The organism is Methylobacterium sp. 88A (assembly GCF_000376345.1).
GTDB classification, from domain to species: domain Bacteria; phylum Pseudomonadota; class Alphaproteobacteria; order Rhizobiales; family Beijerinckiaceae; genus Methylobacterium; species Methylobacterium bullatum.
In genome coordinates, this window is sequence record NZ_AQVT01000001.1 from 1,094,497 (window position 1) to 1,113,598 (window position 19,102).

Annotated in this window: 18 protein-coding genes and 1 tRNA gene; 12 read left to right on the plus strand and 7 right to left on the minus strand. The window is 65.8% G+C overall.

Going from position 1 to position 19,102, the window contains the following annotated elements:
* Nucleotides 1–50: 50 nt before the first annotated feature.
* The 4 genes from A3OM_RS0105180 to A3OM_RS0105195 all read right to left on the minus strand — a co-directional run bounded on the left by A3OM_RS0105180 (nucleotide 51) and on the right by A3OM_RS0105195 (nucleotide 2,401).
* Nucleotides 51–359, minus strand: coding sequence for a hypothetical protein (locus A3OM_RS0105180; protein WP_018042669.1), 309 nt, complete (start codon nucleotides 357–359; stop codon nucleotides 51–53).
* Between the two features lie 113 nt (nucleotides 360–472).
* Nucleotides 473–745 carry a hypothetical protein gene (locus A3OM_RS0105185; protein WP_018042670.1) on the minus strand — a complete coding sequence of 91 codons (273 nt, stop codon included), beginning with the start codon at nucleotides 743–745 and terminating at the stop codon, nucleotides 473–475.
* A 158-nt stretch (nucleotides 746–903) separates the two neighbouring features.
* A complete protein-coding gene (locus A3OM_RS0105190; RefSeq protein ID WP_018042671.1) occupies nucleotides 904–1,626 on the minus strand; it encodes a hypothetical protein in 723 nt (240 codons plus the stop codon).
* Nucleotides 1,627–1,768: 142 nt separating this feature from the next.
* The gene (locus A3OM_RS0105195; RefSeq protein ID WP_051074370.1) at nucleotides 1,769–2,401 is read right to left on the minus strand and encodes a DUF1134 domain-containing protein; all 633 of its coding nucleotides are present in this window, start codon (nucleotides 2,399–2,401) and stop codon (nucleotides 1,769–1,771) included.
* A gap of 135 nt (nucleotides 2,402–2,536) precedes the next feature.
* Between A3OM_RS0105195 and A3OM_RS0105200 the strand changes: the two genes are divergently transcribed.
* Nucleotides 2,537–3,013 (plus strand): YHS domain-containing (seleno)protein, encoded by a 477-nt coding sequence (locus A3OM_RS0105200; protein WP_157196434.1) that lies wholly within the window; start codon nucleotides 2,537–2,539, stop codon nucleotides 3,011–3,013.
* 10 nt (nucleotides 3,014–3,023) lie between these two features.
* Here the strand turns inward: A3OM_RS0105200 and A3OM_RS0105205 are convergent, their stop codons facing one another.
* Nucleotides 3,024–3,875: a 3'(2'),5'-bisphosphate nucleotidase CysQ gene (locus A3OM_RS0105205; protein WP_245257760.1), complete on the minus strand. Its 852-nt coding sequence runs from the start codon at nucleotides 3,873–3,875 to the stop codon at nucleotides 3,024–3,026.
* Between the two features lie 210 nt (nucleotides 3,876–4,085).
* Between A3OM_RS0105205 and A3OM_RS0105210 the strand changes: the two genes are divergently transcribed.
* From A3OM_RS0105210 to A3OM_RS0105240, 7 genes are all read left to right on the plus strand, one after another.
* Nucleotides 4,086–4,820 (plus strand): histidine phosphotransferase family protein, encoded by a 735-nt coding sequence (locus tag A3OM_RS0105210; RefSeq protein ID WP_018042675.1) that lies wholly within the window; start codon nucleotides 4,086–4,088, stop codon nucleotides 4,818–4,820.
* 144 nt (nucleotides 4,821–4,964) lie between these two features.
* Nucleotides 4,965–7,679, plus strand: a complete 2,715-nt coding sequence (locus A3OM_RS0105215; RefSeq protein ID WP_018042676.1) for a hybrid sensor histidine kinase/response regulator — start codon at nucleotides 4,965–4,967, stop codon at nucleotides 7,677–7,679.
* 38 nt (nucleotides 7,680–7,717) lie between these two features.
* Complete coding sequence (locus tag A3OM_RS0105220; RefSeq protein WP_026175731.1) at nucleotides 7,718–8,206, plus strand: chemotaxis protein CheW; 489 nt, start codon at nucleotides 7,718–7,720, stop codon at nucleotides 8,204–8,206.
* 23 nt (nucleotides 8,207–8,229) lie between these two features.
* Nucleotides 8,230–8,613: a response regulator gene (locus A3OM_RS0105225; RefSeq protein ID WP_018042678.1), complete on the plus strand. Its 384-nt coding sequence runs from the start codon at nucleotides 8,230–8,232 to the stop codon at nucleotides 8,611–8,613.
* An 80-nt stretch (nucleotides 8,614–8,693) separates the two neighbouring features.
* Nucleotides 8,694–9,863 (plus strand): chemotaxis-specific protein-glutamate methyltransferase CheB, encoded by a 1,170-nt coding sequence (gene cheB / locus A3OM_RS0105230; protein WP_018042679.1) that lies wholly within the window; start codon nucleotides 8,694–8,696, stop codon nucleotides 9,861–9,863.
* Nucleotides 9,860–10,735 (plus strand): protein-glutamate O-methyltransferase CheR, encoded by an 876-nt coding sequence (locus A3OM_RS0105235; protein WP_018042680.1) that lies wholly within the window; start codon nucleotides 9,860–9,862, stop codon nucleotides 10,733–10,735. Before cheB ends, A3OM_RS0105235 begins: the two co-directional genes overlap by 4 nt.
* 307 nt (nucleotides 10,736–11,042) lie before the next feature.
* A complete protein-coding gene (locus A3OM_RS0105240; RefSeq protein WP_245257761.1) occupies nucleotides 11,043–11,804 on the plus strand; it encodes an acyl-CoA thioester hydrolase/BAAT C-terminal domain-containing protein in 762 nt (253 codons plus the stop codon).
* Between the two features lie 140 nt (nucleotides 11,805–11,944).
* On the opposite strand, the gene A3OM_RS0105245 is transcribed toward A3OM_RS0105240, so the two are convergent.
* Nucleotides 11,945–12,646, minus strand: coding sequence for a response regulator transcription factor CtrA (locus A3OM_RS0105245; RefSeq protein ID WP_018042682.1), 702 nt, complete (start codon nucleotides 12,644–12,646; stop codon nucleotides 11,945–11,947).
* A 419-nt stretch (nucleotides 12,647–13,065) separates the two neighbouring features.
* Between A3OM_RS0105245 and fliI the strand changes: the two genes are divergently transcribed.
* The 3 genes from fliI (at nucleotide 13,066) to A3OM_RS0105260 (ending at nucleotide 16,109) form a co-directional block, all read left to right on the plus strand.
* Nucleotides 13,066–14,421, plus strand: coding sequence for a flagellar protein export ATPase FliI (gene fliI, locus A3OM_RS0105250; RefSeq protein ID WP_018042683.1), 1,356 nt, complete (start codon nucleotides 13,066–13,068; stop codon nucleotides 14,419–14,421).
* Between the two features lie 83 nt (nucleotides 14,422–14,504).
* Nucleotides 14,505–14,912 carry a flagellar export protein FliJ gene (gene fliJ / locus A3OM_RS0105255; RefSeq protein WP_018042684.1) on the plus strand — a complete coding sequence of 136 codons (408 nt, stop codon included), beginning with the start codon at nucleotides 14,505–14,507 and terminating at the stop codon, nucleotides 14,910–14,912.
* A 141-nt stretch (nucleotides 14,913–15,053) separates the two neighbouring features.
* Nucleotides 15,054–16,109, plus strand: a complete 1,056-nt coding sequence (locus tag A3OM_RS0105260) for a lysylphosphatidylglycerol synthase domain-containing protein (protein WP_018042685.1) — start codon at nucleotides 15,054–15,056, stop codon at nucleotides 16,107–16,109.
* A 259-nt stretch (nucleotides 16,110–16,368) separates the two neighbouring features.
* On the opposite strand, the gene flhA is transcribed toward A3OM_RS0105260, so the two are convergent.
* Nucleotides 16,369–18,486, minus strand: coding sequence for a flagellar biosynthesis protein FlhA (flhA, locus tag A3OM_RS0105265; RefSeq protein ID WP_245257832.1), 2,118 nt, complete (start codon nucleotides 18,484–18,486; stop codon nucleotides 16,369–16,371).
* A 458-nt stretch (nucleotides 18,487–18,944) separates the two neighbouring features.
* On the opposite strand from flhA, the gene A3OM_RS0105270 reads away from it, so the two are divergent.
* A tRNA-Ser gene (locus A3OM_RS0105270) sits at nucleotides 18,945–19,034 on the plus strand.
* The last annotated feature ends 68 nt before the right edge of the window (nucleotides 19,035–19,102 follow it).

A 19,102-nucleotide genomic window follows, 5' to 3' on the forward strand; every position in this document is an offset into this window, starting at 1 on the left:
AAACGCGGATCTGAAAAGGAGAGCGCGGCGGTCGGCCCGCCGGCGATCCTCTACAGCAGCGGATCGAGGATGAAGGGCTGTTTGGGAATGGTGTAGCCGCGCTTGACGCCCTTCGATGTCTGCACGGGCGCTTCCTTGATCGCCTGAGGCGTGCCGGAAATCGCCGAGGGGTCGAGGTCGTCGCCGTCGGCCACGGCGGTGGAATCCGCCACCGGGGACGATCCGAGCCCGACTCCGGAGGATTGCACCGGTGCCCGCGTATCGGGGGCCTGCAGGGCACCGCGTCGCCCGCAGCCGGAGCCGGCCAGGGACACGCAGCCCAGAACGAGGAGCAGCGTCAGTCGGGAACGAAACAACATCAACGTGGGTCCGGAGCCTCGGGCGTCGGCATCATAGCCGTTGCGTCCCGCTGATGCGAGCGCAACGGCCACGCTTTGTGCTGCCTGAGGCACCGGGGCCTCAATGAAGGGGATCAGCCCTTCTTGCCGCCCGTCTTCTCGTAGGCGTCGATAGCGCGGCGGCAATTCTCGGACAGCTTGGTCCAGTTGGTCTGGAAGCACTTGTCCACCGCCGGATCGTCGGGAGAGAGGTTGCCGCAATAGGTGAGGTAATCGCCGGTGCAATACTTCTTGAGCGTCTCGTTGCCCCGCTTCGTCTGGGGAGCGGCTTGGGCGAAGGCCGCCGCCGACGAGAACACGGACACTGTCACGAGTGCGAGGGCAAGCGAAGTCATCTTGGAAGTCATAGGGAACGCGATCCGTCTCAGACAGTGAGGATGTAACGAACCCGATGATGCCTTTGCATGGTCGAAACAAGGCACGCCGGTGGTCATCCCATGAAGACGCGGCTTCTACGCCACTCCTCCGGCCGCCTGCAACGGCCCTCTCTCCACCCGCGGGTAAATCAGACGGGTTCGGTCTGTTTCACCGGAATCGAACCGGCCTGCGAGCCAGGCATGGCGAAAACATCGACGGACGGAAGCCGGTTCTGTCGCAGCAGCGAATCCGCCACCTCGACGATGCGCTGGCGAAGGGCGGCGATCTCAGCGTCGGGAGACGCCTTTGCCGTGCGCAGGGCCTCACATTCGGCGAGGAGCGCCGAGTAGCGCTCCTGCAGGTCCTGCCCCGCCTCGTCGTCGGCTGGCGCGTCAGCCTGCGCCGCTCGCGCCTCGCGCAGGGCGTGGAGATCGTCGAGGAGATCGCGATGGGCGTTCTCGAGAACTTCGAGCGTGGCGAGGCTGAGGGTTCCCTCCGCGCGCGCGGTGGCGAGGTCGCGCTCGACACCGTCCAGGGTCGCCCGCGTCGATGCCAGGGCGGCATCCCGCTCCTCCACGTTCCGCGACAGAGCGGCGATCTCGAGGGTCCGCGCGCCGATGGCCGCCATATCCGCATGGCGGCTGGCGCGCGCCGCTTCCACTTTCCGCTCGAGGCGGCGCTGGGTGACGGCGAAACGCGCACGCAGATAATCCTTCTCGGCGGCGATTTCGGAGGCGGAGAGGGGAACGAGGCCTTCGAGCCGGCGCTTGGCGAGGCGGGTCGCCCGGGCATTGACGGCCGGCAGGACCATGAGGGCGCACAGGCTCGCAGCGAGGAAGCCGAGCGCGAAGATCATCACGGTTTCGATCACGCGGGAATGCTCTTCCTAGCCCCTGGCGCGGTCGGACAGACCGCGACGTGCATGTCTTTAGACCATATCCCCCAGGCGAGACCAATCCTTTGACGGGTTCGAGACGAACCGCCGCCGGCCGAGGCCCACGAGTCGGGTCGGATCAGAAGGGGTTCCAGGTCGGCTTCGACGTGAATTTCAGATAGCCGACATTGATCCCCAGGCGCGCACCGACGCCGGTCCTGATCGGCACCACCACCATTCCGTCATTCGTCACGGCGGTCATCCCGAACCCGCCGATGAAATAGGCGGAGCCGTCGACCCCGGCAAAGCGCCGGTAGAGGCCGGAGACCGAGGGCATGTTGTAGAGAAGCATCATCGTGCGATCGCCGTCGCCGCCGAGGTCGAACCCGATGGACGGTCCCTGCCAGTAGATCCGGCGCTGCCCGGCATTGCGTGTATAGAGTGTGCCTTCGCCGTAGCGGACGCCGCCGACGATGGCGCCGGACGCTTCCTGCCCGAGGATGTAGCCGTTGGGCTCGCCCCAGCGCCGGGTCGCCTCTTCCACGGTGAGGGCGAGACCCCGCGACATCGAGCCGAAGAACTTATGCCCGTTATCCACGATCTCGGCGGACCGGAACCGTCCGGGGGGCGGCTCGTCGAAGGCCAGGGCCGGAGCTACGGGCGCCGCGATGAGCAGGGCGGCTGCGGCTGCACCGAGGATGAGAGCGCGGCGCCGGGCTGTGAGCGGCGAGGGCTCGCCCGATGCGGCGAGGGGGTTCGAAGGATCTGTCATCCGGAGCACCATGTTCGCCCATCACAAGGTTCGACATCCGTCCCGTTCGCCGACATTCTCCTGGCCGGATTTGTCCGAGCCGGGACAAGCGGAGGCACGAGCCCGCGTAGCGCCGATTAGAGCATGAAGTACCGCATGATAGGGTTAACGCGCCGTAACCTTGCAGGAATCGCGCTGGCATCGTGCCTCGTCGCACCTTGTGCCTCCTTCGCGCGGCCAGGACTCATCGCCCTCGATGGGTTCGACGCGGTCAGCTATTTCCTCGATCCCGAGGGACAGCCGGTGCCGGGCAAACCGGCCTTCGAATGGGATTGGAAAGGTCGGACCTGGCGTTTCTCGCGCCCGGGAAACCTCGCAGCCTTCCGCGATGCGCCCTCCGCCTATGCGCCGCGTCTGTCCGGCTACGATCCGATCGGGGTGCTCGATGGCCGGATCGTGGACACGGACCCGCAGATCTTCGCGATCCTGGCCGGTCCGGCGGGGGAGGGTCTCTACCTGTTCCGCAATCGGGAACACCGTTCGAGGGTCGTCGCGTCGCCGGCCATCGTCGTGGCGGCGGAGGAGAAATGGCCGGCCCTGCGCAAGCTCACCGAGGATGGCGCGCCACCCTGAGACGGCGTTCTCACACGGGAGGCGTGGTCTGCGCGGCAGATCCCTGGCGGACCGTACTCGTGCTCGGCCCGCGATCGGGCAGGCCGAGGCGACCCGTATAGCTCGGATCTCCGAGGGCTGCGAAAGGGCCGTTACGGTAGAAAATGCCGTAATGGCCATAGGTGATCTCACGCCCCGACGACACGATGACGCAGCCGCCGGCGGTGGTCAGCACATGGTCCCCGGCGGCGGTGTCCCATTCCATGGTCGGGCCGCAGCGGACGTAGATGTCGGCCTCGCCGGACGCGATGAGGCAGAATTTCAAGGCCGATGCGACGCCGCGCCTCTGGCCGATGGGAAGTCCCGCGAGGCAGGCCTCCGTCTCGGTATCGCCGTGGCGCCGGCTGACCAGGGCGACGAGTCCGTCCTCCGGCACCTTCCGGACCCGGATCGCATTCCGCGTCGTCGGTCGCCCGCGATGGATCACCGCCTCGAAGGCCGTGGCGCCGGCCCCCCAGACGCGGCCGATGCCCGGACCCGCCACGGCCGATGCGACCGGCCTGTTCCCTTCGATCAGGCAGATATTGACGCTGTAATCCGGGTTTCCGGCCAGAAAGTCGCGCGTGCCGTCCAGAGGGTCGACGAGAAAGAACAAGTCGGCCGGCGGCAGGTCGTGAGTGGATTCCTCGGAGACGATGGGGATCGTCGGGTAGCGTTGCCTCAGGGCATCGAAGATCAGCTTTTCGGATGCGATGTCGGCGACGCTCGACGGAGTCCCGTCCGGCTTGATCACGTGCGCGCAGTCGCCACCATGATGTCGGCGGAGGATGTCGCCGGCTTCGCAGGCGATGTCGGTCAATGTCGTCGCGATGCTGTCGCGCATCCGCGGATCGAGGGGCATAGGAAAGTCTTGCCTTGCGAGCCGCGCCTTGTCGACTCTAGAGTCGGCTCCGAAGCGGACTACGCACTCCTCGCGTCGCTTTTCAAAGCATCCTGTGCCGTCTATCGGTGCCGCCCTCGGTTGGTTTCATCTCTCGAAGCCGACGGACCGGCCGCATCCGCGGCCCCTTCATTGCCCTGTGCGGAGAGCACGATGACCCCCGTCGATCTCGATTCCCTCGATCTCTCCGCGCTGCTTTGCTCGCGCGTCTGCCACGACGTCATCAGCCCGGTCGGCGCCATCGTGAACGGGCTCGAAGTCCTGGAGGACGAGAGCGACACCTCGATGCGGGAATTCGCCCTCGAACTGATCGGCAAGAGCGCGAAGCAGGCCTCGGCACGGCTGCAATTCGCCCGCATCGCGTTCGGCGCCGCCGGATCCGCGGGCGCGTCGATCGACCTGGCCGATGCCGAGAAAGTCTCGCGCGGGATGTTCGGCGACGAGAAGACCCAACTGGCCTGGAGCGCACCGCAGGCGCTCTATCCGAAGAACAAGGTCAAGCTCCTCCTCAACCTCGTGATGATCGCCACCACCACCATTCCCCGTGGCGGCCGGATCGACGTGCTCGTCAGCGGCGACGGGGAGGCCCCCTCCATCGTCATCACATCGAAGGGGTCGCACGCCCGAATCCCCGCCCATGTGGAGGATCTGATCGCGGGAACGCCGGAGAACGGCGCGGTGGACGCCCACAGCATCCTGCCGTTCTATGCCGGGCTCGTGGCCCGCGCGGCCGCGATGAACGTCCGCTTCGGAATCGAGGGCGACGAAGTGACGATCCGCGCCGAGCCCGTGGCCGCCACCGTCGCACCGGCTGCGGCACCCGCCGGGCGCCCCCTTGAGGACACGCGCCCCTCCGACAGCGAGCCGCCCGAGACGTCGCTCGCCTGATCGCCGGAACGACCGTCGCGGCAGGCTGGATCAAATCCTGCCGCGACTTGTGAATTTGTCTCTCTCTCGAAACTCTTCACTAACCTGTCGGCCTCAAGGTGGAACTCGCACAAACCTAGTGCGCGTCTGGACCGAGTGCCTCTAATGGATGACTTGCTGCGTGAGTTTCTGACCGAGAGCGCAGAGCATCTCGATACCGTGGACGCCGAGCTCGTCCGCTTCGAGCAGGATCCCAACAACCAGACGATCCTCCGGAACATTTTCCGCCTCGTCCACACGATCAAGGGGACGTGCGGCTTCCTCGGCCTGCCGCGCCTCGAAGCGCTGGCGCATGCGGCCGAGACGCTGATGGGCCAGTTCCGCGACGGCATGCCGGTGAGCAGCCCCGCCGTCAGTCTCATCCTCGTGACGCTGGACAGGCTCAAGCAGATCCTCGGCGATCTCGAAATCACCGGCACCGAGCCGACCGGCAACGACGACGACCTGATCAACGCCCTCGATGCGATGTCGGCCGCCCCGTTCGTAGCGCCGGCCCCGGTGGTCGAAACGAAACTCCCCGACCCCGTCGTTCGTGAGCTGAAGCCCGGCGAAGTCTCCCTCGACGATCTGGAGCGCGCCTTCCTCGAAGCCGAAGGTCCCGACCTGTCGGAGCCGCTCCCCCTGGAGCCGGCACCCGTCGCCATGGCCGAACCGAAGCAGCCCGAATTCACCGCTCCCGAGTTCGAACCTGCGTCGCTCGCCGAGGATTCGTCCTCCAAGGGCGCCAACCGGAAGAACGGGTCGGACGCTCCCTCAGGAGAATCCGAGGGCGGCGCCTCGAAGGTTCAGAGCATCCGCGTCAACGTCGACACGCTCGAACACCTCATGACGATGGTGTCCGAGCTGGTGCTGACCCGCAACCAGCTCCTCGAGATCGCCCGCCGCCACGACGACTCGACCTACAAGGTTCCCCTGCAGCGCCTCAGCCACGTGACGGCCGAGCTGCAGGAAGGCGTCATGAAGACGCGCATGCAGCCGATCGGCAATGCCTGGCAGAAGCTGCCGCGCGTGGTCCGCGACCTCTCGTCGGAACTCGGCAAGCAGATCGAGCTCATCATGAGCGGCGCCGAGACCGAGCTCGACCGTCAGGTCCTCGAGGTCATCAAGGACCCGCTCACCCACATGGTGCGCAATTCGGCCGATCACGGCATCGAATCCACCGCCGACCGGAAGGCGGCGGGCAAGCCGGCCCGCGGCACGATCCGTCTGGCCGCCTATCACGAGGGTGGCACGATCACGATCGAGATCGCCGATGACGGCAAGGGCCTCGATCTCGCCGCCATCCGCCGCAAGGCCGTGGAGCGCAACGTCGCGAGTCAGAGCGACATCGACAAGATGACCGACGCCCAGGTGGCGAAGTTCATCTTCCATCCCGGCTTCTCCACCGCGAAGGCGGTCACTTCCGTCTCCGGCCGCGGCGTCGGCATGGATGTGGTGAAGACCAATATCGAGCTGATCGGCGGTGTCATCGACATCAACACGCAGCTCGGCCGCGGCACCACCTTCACCATCAAGATCCCGCTGACCCTGGCGATCATCGCCGCCCTCATCGTCAAGGCTGGCGACCTTCGCTACGCCGTGCCGCAGGTGGCCGTGCTAGAACTCGTGCGCGTCGACAAGGCCACCGCCCAGAAGGTGGAGCGCATCAACGGCTCGCCGGTGCTGCGCCTGCGCGAGCGCCTTCTGCCGATCGTGACCCTCACCGGGGTGCTGGGTCAGAAGGAGAATGCCGAGAGCATCGATTCCGGTTTCGTGGTGGTCGCACAGGTCGGTCGCCAGCGCTTCGGCATCCTGGTGGACGAAGTCTTCCACACGGAAGAGATCGTCGTGAAGCCGATGTCGTCCAAGCTGCGCCACCTGCCGCTCTTCGCCGGCAACACCATTCTCGGCGATGGCGCGGTGGTCCTGATCGTCGATCCCAACGGCATCGCCCGTCAGGTCAGCCAGGGCACGCAGACGGGCGCCATCCCGGTGGATGCCGAGCCGGAGGAGACCGATGCCGCCGATGCCAAGGCGACGCTGCTGGTGTTCAAGGGCGGCGGAGGCAGCTTCAAGGCGGTACCGCTCTCCCTCGTCACGCGGCTCGAGGAGATCGAAGCCGACAAGATCGAGTGGGTCGGCGGACGCCCGCTCATCCAGTATCGCGGCCGGCTCATGCCGCTGGTCCCGGCCGATCAATCGATCGAGATCAGGAGCGAAGGCACGCAGGCCCTGGTGGTATTCTCGGACGGCGAACGGGCCATGGGCCTCGTGGTCGACGAGATCATCGACATCGTCGAGGAGCGTCTCGACGTGGAGATCGCAGCCGAGCGTTCGGACCTCATCGGTTCGGCGGTCCTGCGCGGACGCGCCACCGAGATCATCAACATCGCCCACTTCCTGCCGCTGGCCTATGACGACTGGGCACGGGGCGCGCACAAGCCCGAGAAGCGCAATGCGACGCTGCTTCTCGTGGACGATTCGGCCTTCTTCCGCGACATGCTCAGCCCGGTCCTGAAGGCCGCCGGCTACAACGTGATCACCGCCGGAAGCGCGGAAGCCGCCCTCACCACGCTGATGGCCAACGGTCGTATCGACGTGGTGGTGTGCGACCTGGAAATGCCGGGCCGAAACGGCTTCGACCTCGTGGCCGCCATGCGGAAGGGTGACGAGCGTCTCTCCCAGCTACCGGTCATCGGCCTCTCCGGCACTGTCGGCGTCGACGCCATCGAACGGGCTCGATCCCTCTCGATCCTCGATCTGGTGGCGAAGTTCGACCGCAGCGGGCTGATTTCGGCCCTCGGCGAAGTCGACATCGTCAGCCTTCCCAAAGCCGCCTGAACTTGGCCCTCGAACGAGATCGGACAATCTGAGCCATGATGCAGGCCGCCAACAGCAACAAGGGCGTCGAGAACGGCGCCATCACCGACTTCATCACGGTCTTCGTCGCCGACACCATGTTCGGCCTCGCCATCGACCGGGTTCACGACGTCTTCATCCCCGCCGGGGTGACGCCCGTACCGCTGGCTCCGCCGGAGATCGTCGGTCTTCTCAACCTGCGCGGACGCGTGGTCACGGCCCTTTGCCTGCGCCGTCGTCTCGGTCTCCCGGATCGTGCCGACGATAGCCAGAAGATGGCGATCGGGCTCGAGCAGGGCGGAGAAACCTTCGCCCTCGTGGTCGACGGTGTCGGCGAGGTGCTGAAGCTGGGAGGCGACACGCACGAGCCGGTGCCCATCAACCTCGATTCCCGCTGGCGGAATCTCTCCCTCGGTGTGCACCGCCTCGATGGCCGGCTCCTCGTCATCCTCGATGTCGATGCGCTTCTCGCCTTCGGAACGCAGCGCGACATCGCTGGCGCCGCCTGACCTTCGAGATCGAGGACAGCCCCATGAAAAACTGTCTCGTCGTCGACGATTCCGCCGTCATCCGGAAGGTCGCGCGGCGCATCCTCGAGACCATGAATTTCAAGGTCGGTGAAGCCGAGGACGGCGCCAAGGCCCTCACGGCCTGCATCGAAGCGATGCCCGACGTGATCCTGCTCGACTGGAACATGCCGACCATGGACGGCTACGAGTTCCTCCGTGCCCTGCGCCAGACCCCCGGCGGGATGGTGCCGAAGGTTTTGTTCTGCACCACGGAGAACGACGTCGGCGCCATCGCCAGGGCCCTGCATGCCGGCGCCGACGAGTACATCATGAAGCCCTTCGACCGCGACATCGTCACGGCCAAGCTCGAACAGGTGGGTTTCGGCCAGGAGGCCGACGCCGCCTGACACGGAAGGCGGCGTGGATCTCTGGTCTCGCAGGATCGTCGCTGAATAGTCCCCGTCATCACGACGAAGCGTAGAGTTCCATGGCCGCTGCCGCCTCCGTTCCAGTCTTCGCTCCCTCCGCGGGAGGCACCGCGAACAACGCCGCTCGTGTGCGCGTCATGATCGCCGACGATTCGGCTGTCGTTCGCGGCCTCGTCGCCCGATGGATCGGCGAGGCGGGATTCGAGGTGGTGGCGACCGCCTCCAACGGCCGGATCGCACTGGACTCCATGGCGCGCACCGATCCCGACGTGGTGCTCCTCGACATCGACATGCCGGAACTCGACGGGACGCAGGCCCTGCCTCTGATTCTCGCCAAGAGCCCGGGCGTCCAGGTCGTCATGATGTCGACGCTGACGACGCGCAACGCCGACATCTCCCTGCGATGTCTCGCCCTCGGCGCCGTCGACTACCTCGCCAAGCCGGAGAGCAATCGCGGCGTCACCACCTCGGACACGTTCCGCGTCGAACTGATCGAGCGCGTCCGCGTGTTCGGAGCCGCCCGTGCCCGGCGACGACCGCATGCGGCTCCGGCTGCGGTGGGAGCGGTCCACATCGCCCCGGCGCCGGCTCAACGACCGGCGACGCCGTTCGTCCTGCGCCCGAAGGCCCGCACCGGGATCCCGCCGCGCTGCCTCCTCATCGGTTCCTCCACGGGCGGCCCGCGCGCGGTCGGCGAAGTACTGGAGAAGATCGGCAGTGCCACCCTGCGCCAGTTCCCGGTGCTGATCGTCCAGCACATGCCCCCGGTCTTCACGGCGGTGTTCGCCGAACATCTCGGTGCCAGAGTCGGCCTGCCGGCCGCGGAAGGGAAGCCCGACGAGCGTATCCAGCCGGGCCGCATCTACGTGGCGCCGGGGGGCCGCCATATGGGCCTGCAGGGAAGCCGAAACGACCTCTCGATCCGGCTCGACGACGGACCGGTCGTGAATTTCTGCCGACCCGCGGTGGACGTGCTGTTCCACGATGCCGCCGCCCTCTACGGCGCGGCGGCCCTCGCCGTGATCCTCACCGGAATGGGATCGGACGGGACCAACGGCGCGCGCTCCCTCACGGATGCCGGTGCGCCCGTGCTCGCCCAGGACGAGGCGACCAGCACCGTCTGGGGCATGCCCGGCAGCGTCGCAAAGGCGGGCCTCGCCCAGGCCGTCCTGCCGCTCGGTGAGCTCGGATCGGCACTCCGCAACCTCCTGACGGGGCATGGCGCATGACCGACCTCGAGTTCGACTTCCTGCGCGGCTACCTCAAGACGCGCTCTGGCCTCGCCCTCAGCGCCGAGAAGCGCTACCTCATCGAAAGCCGGCTCACGCCGGTTTGCCGTCGCTTCAATCTCGCGACCCTCCACGATCTCGTCACCATGCTGAAGGCATCACGCGACCAGAGCCTGGAACGCGCGGTGGTCGAGGCGATGACCACGAACGAGACCTTCTTCTTCCGCGACCGCGTCCCCTTCGACCTGTTCCGGGACGTGCTGCTGCCGGAAGCCCTGGTCCGCCGTGCGGCCCAGCGCCGCCTGCGGATCTGGTGCGCGGCGTCCTCCACGGGCCAGGAGCCGTATTCCCTGGCCATGCTGATCCAGGACGCGGCGCCGCGCCTCGCCGGATGGCAGGTGGACATCGTTGCCACCGACCTGTCCACCGAGGTGCTGGAGAAGGCCAAGGCCGGCCTCTACAGCCATTTCGAGGTCCAGCGTGGCCTGCCGGTGCAATCCCTGCTGAAGCATTTCGAGCAGTTGGGCGAGCAATGGCGGATCTCCGCGAGCCTGCGCCAGATGGTGGATTTCCGCCCCCTGAACCTGCTGCATCCGTTCGATTCGCTCGGGACGTTCGACATCATCTATTGCCGCAACGTGCTGATCTATTTCGACGCGCCGACGAAGGGCGACGTCTTGGGACGTCTCAGTTCCAGCCTGACCCCGGACGGCGTCGTTCTTCTCGGCGCCGCCGAGACGGTCATCGGTCTCACCGACCGGCTCGTACCGCACCCGCAGCATCGCGGTCTATATGGCCAAGCGCCGAGCGCCGCACGGCCGGGCCTGGCCACCCAGCCGCCGCTTCCGCTGCGGAAAGTCGTGGGATTGTAGCCCGGGACCTGCCGGCCGGGGCCGATCGAGGCCAGGAAGCTGCATAGCGCCAGCATGATGCCCCGATACATCCCCGGCGGGCCGGGCACCCGCATACGAGCTTTCGGGTAGCGGCATTCATACCGCGAGGTTCGCCCGAACGGCTGATGAAATCAGGCCGGGCAACGAGGTTTCCACGAACGCGTGTTTGCCGTCGGGGGCGCCGCGTCCATTGCGTTGACGGACGGTTCGCTCAAATTGGTGAGCGGATCTTGTGCGCATGAACCGACATGCGCTCTCGTATGTTTCTCCTTAGGTTCGGATGGTGATGCTCAGGATCATCAATCGCCCACTGCCCGGCCTGGGCCATTGCTACAGCCCACTAGGCGAAGGGCCATTCCCCACCGTCATGGTGCTTCACGGCTCTGAGGGTGCTTGGTCCGGTTACAGCTATCTGTCCGCCGCCATACTGGCTGCACATGGATTTTTGGCCGTCCCTTTCGGCTACTCCGTGGGTGGCAACGCTTGGAATGCGGGCGACATCCTGAACGTGCCCCTCGATCGAACTGCTGAGGCCCTCGCGACTCTTCGTGCTCTACCGGTATCGGGGAAGGTTGGCCTCTACGGCGTGTCCCGAGGTGCCGAACACGCCCTACTCGTGACGGCGTTGATGGCGCGGGACAAAGTTCCGGGTCTCCCCGATGCCGTTGCAGCCCATGCTGCCTCCGACGTAATCTGCGGCGCCTTCATCGGTGCGAATTGGCGGGACAGCGGAGATCCTGGCTGGCAGAGCTGGGATCCGGCCCAACGTGCTTGGACGTGGCGGGGAGTATCGGACGATCTGTTGCCGACGATGCCGATCGAGATCGAGCGGTACGAGGGACCATTGCTCCTGACGCACGGGATGAAAGACACGATGTGGTCTGTCTCGATGACTCAGCGCCTGGAAGCACGATTGCGGCAGCACGGTCGTACACCGGAGGTGCACTTCCTATCCGAGCAAGACCATAACCCCATGGGTGAGGATGAGAATTCCTACAACCGCTGCCTGATCGACTTCTTCCATCGAGCGCTGGGCATGGCCGGATGAAATCACCGCACGCGACGAACTGCACCGGGTTGAAGCCGCTCGAACCGTACGTGTTCTCCGACTGGGCGTCATCGCGACCATCGCCCAACAAAAAAGCCCCGCTCACGCGAGGCCTTTTTCGAGTTCCGAAGCGAGGAGGATCAGACGGCGATGCGCTCTTCGCCTTCGTTGGGCTCGCGCAGCACGTAGCCGCGTCCCCAGACGGTCTCGATGTAGTTCTTGCCGGAGGAGGCGTTGGCGAGCTTCTTGCGCAGCTTGCAGATGAAAACGTCGATGATCTTCAGTTCTGGCTCGTCCATGCCGCCATAGAGGTGGTTGAGGAACATCTCCTTCGTCAGAGTCGTGCCCTTCCGCAGCGAGAGAAGCTCCAGCATCTGATATTCTTTGCCGGTGAGATGGACCCGGCTGCCGGTCACCTCGACGGTCTTCTGATCGAGATTCACGATCAGGTCACCGGTGGTGATGACCGACTGGGCGTGGCCCTTCGAGCGGCGGACGATCGCGTGAATGCGAGCGACCAGCTCATCCTTATGGAAAGGTTTGGTGAGGTAGTCATCGGCTCCGAAGCCGAGGCCCTTCACCTTGTCCTCGATGCCGGCCATGCCGGAGAGGATCAGGATCGGCGTCTTGACCTTCGCCACGCGCAGGTTGCGCAGCACCTCGTAGCCCGACATGTCGGGAAGGTTCAGGTCGAGAAGGATGATATCGTAGTCGTAGAGCTTGCCGAGGTCGATTCCTTCCTCGCCGAGATCCGTCGTGTAGGTGTTGAAGCTCTCCGACTTGAGCATCAGTTCGATGCTCTGCGCGGTCGCGCTGTCGTCTTCGATCAGAAGTACCCGCATCGTCGGTCCCCAGCCCAGCCGGCCGTATTCAGCGTTCGGGCAAGCCCCCGCCGTTCGTCCACCACCGGCCCGTGGCGGACGCTCCCTCGTCATAGACGTGAAACGCTAATGGTTAATCGTTAACAAAACCTGATTCTCGGTGGCAAGCACAGATTTGAATGTCTCGAGAAATGATGCTGCCGCAGATCGGTCATTTGGCCCCGCGAGGTGAGGAGCCGGCAGATGCATTACATCAAAACATTCCGCTAAGCACTTGATCGATTTGCCTTTGTCGTCACATGTAACTCAAGAGACACTCCCAAGCGGCACATCGTGACCGGTACCGAAAGGCATCCGCCACCCAATGACGACGGACCGCTTCGTGCCCGATATACGCAGTGTTAAGGAGGGAGGTAAACGAAACGTTGCGAGAAGCGCAGATGACCGTGCGACCCCGGGTTTCCTCCACACTCAATCTGGCCTCGGCCCAGGCCGCCCTGGCCGGAATCGAGACGCTGGAGACCTATGGTCGCGTGGTCGCCATCAAGGGGCTGCTGGTCGAGGTCGCAGGGCCGGTGGGCGCCATGCGCCTCGGAGGGCGCCTCGACATCATGGTGGAGAACGCCACAGGCGCCGTTCCCTGCGAGATCATCGGTTTTCAAGGCGACCGGGCACTGGCGATGCCGTTCGGATCCCTCGAGGGCGTCCGTCGCGGATGTCCGGCGATGGTGCGCGACGAGGCGGCCGGCGCGATTCGTCCGTCCGCCGGCTGGCTCGGACGAACCATCGACGCCCTCGGTCGACCCGTGGACGGTCTCGGCCCGCTGCCGCCCGGCCCGGCCATCTACCCCCTGCGCGCGGACCCGCCACCGGCCCATGCCCGGCGCAGGGTCGGCCCGCCCCTGGATCTGGGCATCCGCTGCATCAACACCTTCATCACCATGTGCGCCGGCCAGCGCATGGGCATCTTCGCCGGCTCTGGAGTCGGCAAATCCGTCCTCCTGTCCATGCTGGCGCGCTACACGGCGGCGGACGTGGCGGTGATCGGCCTCGTGGGCGAGCGCGGGCGCGAGGTGCAGGAGTTCCTGCAGGACGATCTCGGCCCCGCCGGCCTCGCCCGGTCCGTGGTGGTGGTGGCGACGTCGGACGAGCCGGCCCTCATGCGGCGCAACGCGGCCTACGTCACCCTGGCCATGGCCGAGTACTTTCGCGATCAGGGCGCGCAGGTGCTCTGCATGATCGATTCGATCACCCGATTCGCCATGGCCCAGCGCGATATCGGCCTCGCCGCGGGCGAGCCGCCGACCGCCAAGGGCTACACGCCGACGGTCTTCAGCGAGTTGCCGCGCCTGCTCGAGCGCGCCGGCCCCGGAACGGGGCAGGGCGCGATCTCGGGCCTCTTCACGGTGCTGGTGGAAGGCGACGACCACAACGAACCGGTGGCCGACGCGGTGCGCGGCATCCTCGACGGCCATATCGTCATGGAGCGCGGCATCGCCGAGCGGGGACGCTACCCCGCCATCAACGTGCTGCGCTCGGTCTCCAGGACGATGCCTCGGTCCTGCGATCCCGTCCATCTGCCCACCGTGAGGCGCGCAAGGCGCATCCTGTCCACCTATGCCGACATGGAAGAGCTGATCCGGCTCGGTGCCTACAGGGCCGGCGCGTCGGCGGAAGTCGACGAGGCGGTGGCGTTGATGCCAAGTATCGAGGCTTTTCTGGGTCAGAGTAAGGAAGAAGCAACCTCGATAGGCGAGGGTTATCAACGGTTGGCAGCGATCGTCGGAAGCGCCTGAGTGACGTTCGGAACGTCATCTCATTCGCTTCAGGCGCCGACAGCACCGGCCTTTCGTGCGTGGCGTGGAATGGGACCCTCAATATGAAATCGCGTGACACGTTGATCCGGCTGCGCCGCTTCCAGGTCGACGAGAAGCGTCGGCGGGTGACGCAAATCGAAATGATGATGGCCGATTTCAACCGGATGGCATCCGAACTCGACCGCGAGGTCGCCTACGAGGAAGGCCGCGCCGGCATCACCGATACCGGCCATTTCGCCTATCCCACCTATGCCCGCGCCGCCGCGACCCGCCGGGACAACATGCGCCAATCCGCACTCGCCCTCGAGAGCCAGCTCACCGATGCCAAGGCCGAACTCGGCGAGGCGTTCGAGGAGCTCAAGAAGATCGAGATCCTCGAGGATCGCGAGCGCACGGCCGAACGCGTCGCCGAAGCGGCCCGCGACCAGGCCGCCATGGACGGCATCGGCCTCTCCCGCATTCGCGCTTGAGCGATCCGTCGGCGCGGGCGGCACGAAGTCGTCATGTTCACATGACATCTGTCCGGGGAATGCCTTAGCCGGCCGTCTCGCTTGCGATGCTCAGCGCGGTCGTGCAGGTAGTCTGGGCTGTGGGGGCATGACCGGTTCGCAATGAAGACAATCAAGGATTTCGCCTGGCCGCTCATCGGCATCCTGGCGATCGCGATCTCCGGCTACTTTCTCTATCAGGAGCTGAAGACCACATCGATGGCGGCGGTATGGGGGGCCATCGTCGCCATCCCGCCCCATCGCATGGCCCTGGCGGGGCTCTCGACCCTCGTCGCCTATGCGGCCCTCGCCTGGTACGACCGGATCGCGCTGCTGCATCTCGGCGTGCGCGGAATCTCGTGGTTCTTCGTAGCGGTGTGCTCGTTCACGACCTACGCGCTCTCCCACAATATCGGTGCCTCGGTCTTCTCGGGCGCCCTGGTGCGGTACCGAGCCTACACGGCCAAAGGCCTCTCGGCCGCCCAGGTGGCGGTGCTGGTGGCTTTGTGCTCGTTCACCTTCTTCCTCGGGACGATCCTGCTCGGTGGCGTCGTCCTGGTGATCGAACCGCAGCTGCTCTCGCGGCTCAAGGGGATCCTGCCCGGTTTTCTCACCGACCCGAAGACCGCGCTCATCGTCGGCATCGGCCTTCTCGCCTTCGTCGCGCTCTACGTCGCCGGGTCGATCCTGCGCCTCCCGCCGCTCCACATCCGCAAATTCAAGCTCGAATATCCGCGCCCGGCGATCATGGGGCGCCAGCTTCTGGCGGCACCGCTCGAACTGCTCGGCGCGGCCGGCATCCTGTATTTCGCCCTGCCGGAAGCGGTGAATCCCGGCCCCATCGCCGTCATCGCGATCTTCCTCGCCTCGTTCTCGGTCGCTTTGGTCTCGAACGCACCGGGCGGGCTCGGCGTCTTCGAACTGGTCTTCATCACGGCGATGCAGATCACCGATCCCGGCCAGAAGGATGCGATCATCGCGGCAGTCATCGTGTTCCGGGTGTTCTATTTCTGGATCCCGGCGCTGATTTCGGTGGTGGTCGTCCTGCTCTACGAGCGCTCACGCCTCGCCGACCTCGCGAATGCGCCGCAGGCCTCGGCCGTGCCAGCACCGCCGGTCGTCGCGCCCGGTCTCGATCCGACCAGGATTGAGAAGAAGCTGGAGAAGAAGCCGCTCTGAGCCTCCGCTCGATCGGATGTCTCAGCGGGTGCTCTCACGAAGGTCCATCATCCAATCAGATCACCTCATCCTGAGGTGCCGAAGCGCAACGAAGGCCTCGAAGGAGACCTCCAGTGGTCGCGCGATCTCTGGACGTCTCCTTCGAGGCCGCTACGCGGCACCTCAGGATGAGGCGGAGCTTTGGAAAAACGGCTCAAGGAGCCTTTAGAGCGCCGCGATACGGTCGGGCGGACCCTCACCGTGTTTCCGGATCTCGGCCTCAGACCGAACCCACCGTCCGCAGCCGGGCGCGCGGGTGGATTTCCGCCTGGCTCATCACCGCCGTCTCACGGCGGAAGCGCTCGATGATGGAACGCACGAAAGGCCGGGCCTGAGCCGAGGTGACGAGGACCGGCATCTCGCCCATGCGTGCTGCCTGTTCGAAGCGGTCGCGCACCGTGTTGACGAATTCCGAGAGTTTGGATGGCTGCATGGCGAGGTAGCGCTCGTCGCGCTCGCCCGCGATGGATTCGAGGAAGGCCTGCTCCCAGGCCGGTGACAGGGTGATGATCGGCAGCATGCCGTCATGGCCCTGGTACTGCGCGCAGATCTGGCGGCCGAGGCGGGCGCGGACATGCTCGACGATGTCGCGCGGGTTCTTCACATGGCCCGCCACCTCGGCGATGCCTTCGACGATGGAGCCGAGATCGCGGATCGAGACCCGCTCGGCGAGGAGGAATTGCAGCACGCGCTGGATGCCAGTGGTGCCGATCTGTGAGGGTACCACCTCCTTGAGGAGGTCGGCATGATCCTTCGAGAGCTCCTTCAGCAGCTTCTGGACCTCCACATGGTTCAGCAGTTCCGACACATGCGCCTTGATGATCTCGGTGAGATGGGTCGAGACCACGGTGGCCGCGTCCACAACGGTGTAGCCCTTGAGCTGGGCCTGATCGCGCAGGGAGGCGTCGATCCACGTGGCGGGCAGGCCGAAGGTCGGCTCGAGCATGTGCTGGCCGGGCAGCTGAACCTGTCCACCCATCGGGTCCATGGCCATGAACTGGCCGGGGAAGATCTGCCCCGTGCCGGCCTCGATCTCCTTCACCCGCACGACATAGGCGTTGGAATCGAGCTGGACGTTGTCGAGGATGCGGACCGAGGGCATGACGAAGCCGAGTTCCGCCGCGAGCTGGCGGCGCAGGGCCTTGATCTGGTCCGTCAGCCGATCCTGGCCCTCCTGTCCGTTGACGAGGGCGAGGAGCGCGTAGCCCATTTCGAGCTTGAGGTCGTCGAGCTTGAGGAGATCGGTCACCGTCTCCTCCTTGGCGGCCTGGGCCGCAGCCACCGCGGTGGCGTCCATCGGCGCACCATCGGAGTCGAGGGGAGGGGCCTCGCGGGCGATCTTGGCGAAGTGCCAGGCGGCGTAGCCCGAGGCCCCCGCGAGGGCGAGGAAGGGCAGCATCGGCATGCCCGGCAGGAACGAGAGCAGCACCATCACGCCCGACGACATGCCGAGCGCCTTCGGGTAGTTGGCGAGCTGCTTGCCCAGCGCCTTGTCGGCCGAGCCCTTCACGCCCGCCTTGGAGACGAGGATACCCGCCGCCGTCGAGACGATGAGGGCCGGCACCTGGCTCGCGAGGCCGTCGCCGATGGTGAGCAGCGTGTAGGACTTCGCGGCCGCGCCGAAGGGCATGCCCTGCTGGGCGACGCCGATGATGATGCCGCCGATCACGTTGATGAAGGTGATGAGCAGCGCGGCGATGGCGTCTCCGCGCACGAATTTCGAGGCACCGTCCATGGCGCCGAAGAAGGAGGATTCCTCCTCCAGCGCGGCGCGTCGGGCCTTCGCCACCTTCTCGTCGATGAGGCCGGCCGAGAGGTCGGCATCGATCGCCATCTGCTTGCCGGGCATGGCGTCGAGGGTGAAGCGGGCGGCGACTTCCGCGATACGGCCCGAACCCTTGGTGATGACGACGAAGTTCACGATGATGAGGATCGCGAACACGATGATGCCGATGACGAAGTTGCCGCCCATCACGAAGTTGCCGAAGGCTTCGATAACGTGGCCCGCCGCCGCCGTCCCCTCGTGGCCATGGCCGAGGATGAGCCGCGTCGAGGCGAGGTTCAGGGCCAGCCGCAGAAGGGTCGCGACGAGGAGCAGGGTCGGGAAGACGGTGAATTCGAGCGGGTTGTCGATGAACAGCCCCGTCATCATGATCAGCACCGAGATGATGATCGAGACGGCGAGCAGCAGGTCGAGCAGGAACGCGGGCAGCGGGAAGATGAGCACCGTGAGGATGCCCATCACGGCGGTGGCGAAGAACAGGTCCGTGCGCTTCGAAAGCGCGGTCAGGTTGGCACGGTTCGGGATCGCGAAGCTCGCGAATTGCGAGACGCTCATCCCCGGACCCGACGCGGCGGAGCCCGCCTCGCTCATTCTCGACACCCTTCACGTCCCACGTGGACCCGGCAAGAATTGCCGGGCTCAGGGTTAGCGAAGAGTTAACGAGGCACGGTGGAGGTCGATAAAACTCGGTCTCGCTCGCGCCGTTCCCGATCCGGGAGGATCCGTGGCGATACCGGGTCCGATCCCCCGAGCCCGCGGTATCGCACCTGCCCGTGGCATCCTTCGACGCATCGCGCTCGGCCAGCCTGATCCTCAAGCGGTGACGCAATCTCCGCCCTCAGTCGCGACCGCCCCGGTGCCGATGGGACACAGGCACCCGGCGGCAGCCGGAAAATCGCATGTTTCCTCACCGGATCGGTACGCTGGTCCCTTGCACGGGGGGAACTCGGCTTGTACAGCACGCCACTCGCTCATCGCCGCCGCTGCAAAAGCTGGCAACGATGTGAGAGACTGGAGGGGTGGCCGAGTGGTTGAAGGCGCACGCCTGGAAAGTGTGTATACCGGAAACGGTATCGCGGGTTCGAATCCCGCTCCCTCCGCCATTTAGCCAAACCCTTGCATTTGCTTGCGAGTTCGGCCTGACGGACGGCCCCCACGAATTCCCCCCATT

Coding starts and splice junctions, on each gene's coding strand:
- A3OM_RS0105180 (WP_018042669.1), bottom strand. CDS start 359: ATGTTGTTTCGTTCCCGACTGACGCTGCTCCTCGTTCTGGGCTGCGTG.
- A3OM_RS0105185 (WP_018042670.1), bottom strand. CDS start 745: ATGACTTCCAAGATGACTTCGCTTGCCCTCGCACTCGTGACAGTGTCC.
- A3OM_RS0105195 (WP_051074370.1), bottom strand. CDS start 2,401: ATGACAGATCCTTCGAACCCCCTCGCCGCATCGGGCGAGCCCTCGCCG.
- A3OM_RS0105200 (WP_157196434.1), top strand. CDS start 2,537: ATGATAGGGTTAACGCGCCGTAACCTTGCAGGAATCGCGCTGGCATCG.
- A3OM_RS0105205 (WP_245257760.1), bottom strand. CDS start 3,875: ATGCGCGACAGCATCGCGACGACATTGACCGACATCGCCTGCGAAGCC.
- A3OM_RS0105210 (WP_018042675.1), top strand. CDS start 4,086: ATGACCCCCGTCGATCTCGATTCCCTCGATCTCTCCGCGCTGCTTTGC.
- A3OM_RS0105215 (WP_018042676.1), top strand. CDS start 4,965: ATGGATGACTTGCTGCGTGAGTTTCTGACCGAGAGCGCAGAGCATCTC.
- A3OM_RS0105220 (WP_026175731.1), top strand. CDS start 7,718: ATGCAGGCCGCCAACAGCAACAAGGGCGTCGAGAACGGCGCCATCACC.
- A3OM_RS0105225 (WP_018042678.1), top strand. CDS start 8,230: ATGAAAAACTGTCTCGTCGTCGACGATTCCGCCGTCATCCGGAAGGTC.
- cheB (WP_018042679.1), top strand. CDS start 8,694: ATGGCCGCTGCCGCCTCCGTTCCAGTCTTCGCTCCCTCCGCGGGAGGC.
- A3OM_RS0105235 (WP_018042680.1), top strand. CDS start 9,860: ATGACCGACCTCGAGTTCGACTTCCTGCGCGGCTACCTCAAGACGCGC.
- A3OM_RS0105240 (WP_245257761.1), top strand. CDS start 11,043: ATGCTCAGGATCATCAATCGCCCACTGCCCGGCCTGGGCCATTGCTAC.
- A3OM_RS0105245 (WP_018042682.1), bottom strand. CDS start 12,646: ATGCGGGTACTTCTGATCGAAGACGACAGCGCGACCGCGCAGAGCATC.
- fliI (WP_018042683.1), top strand. CDS start 13,066: ATGACCGTGCGACCCCGGGTTTCCTCCACACTCAATCTGGCCTCGGCC.
- fliJ (WP_018042684.1), top strand. CDS start 14,505: ATGAAATCGCGTGACACGTTGATCCGGCTGCGCCGCTTCCAGGTCGAC.
- A3OM_RS0105260 (WP_018042685.1), top strand. CDS start 15,054: ATGAAGACAATCAAGGATTTCGCCTGGCCGCTCATCGGCATCCTGGCG.
- flhA (WP_245257832.1), bottom strand. CDS start 18,486: ATGAGCGTCTCGCAATTCGCGAGCTTCGCGATCCCGAACCGTGCCAAC.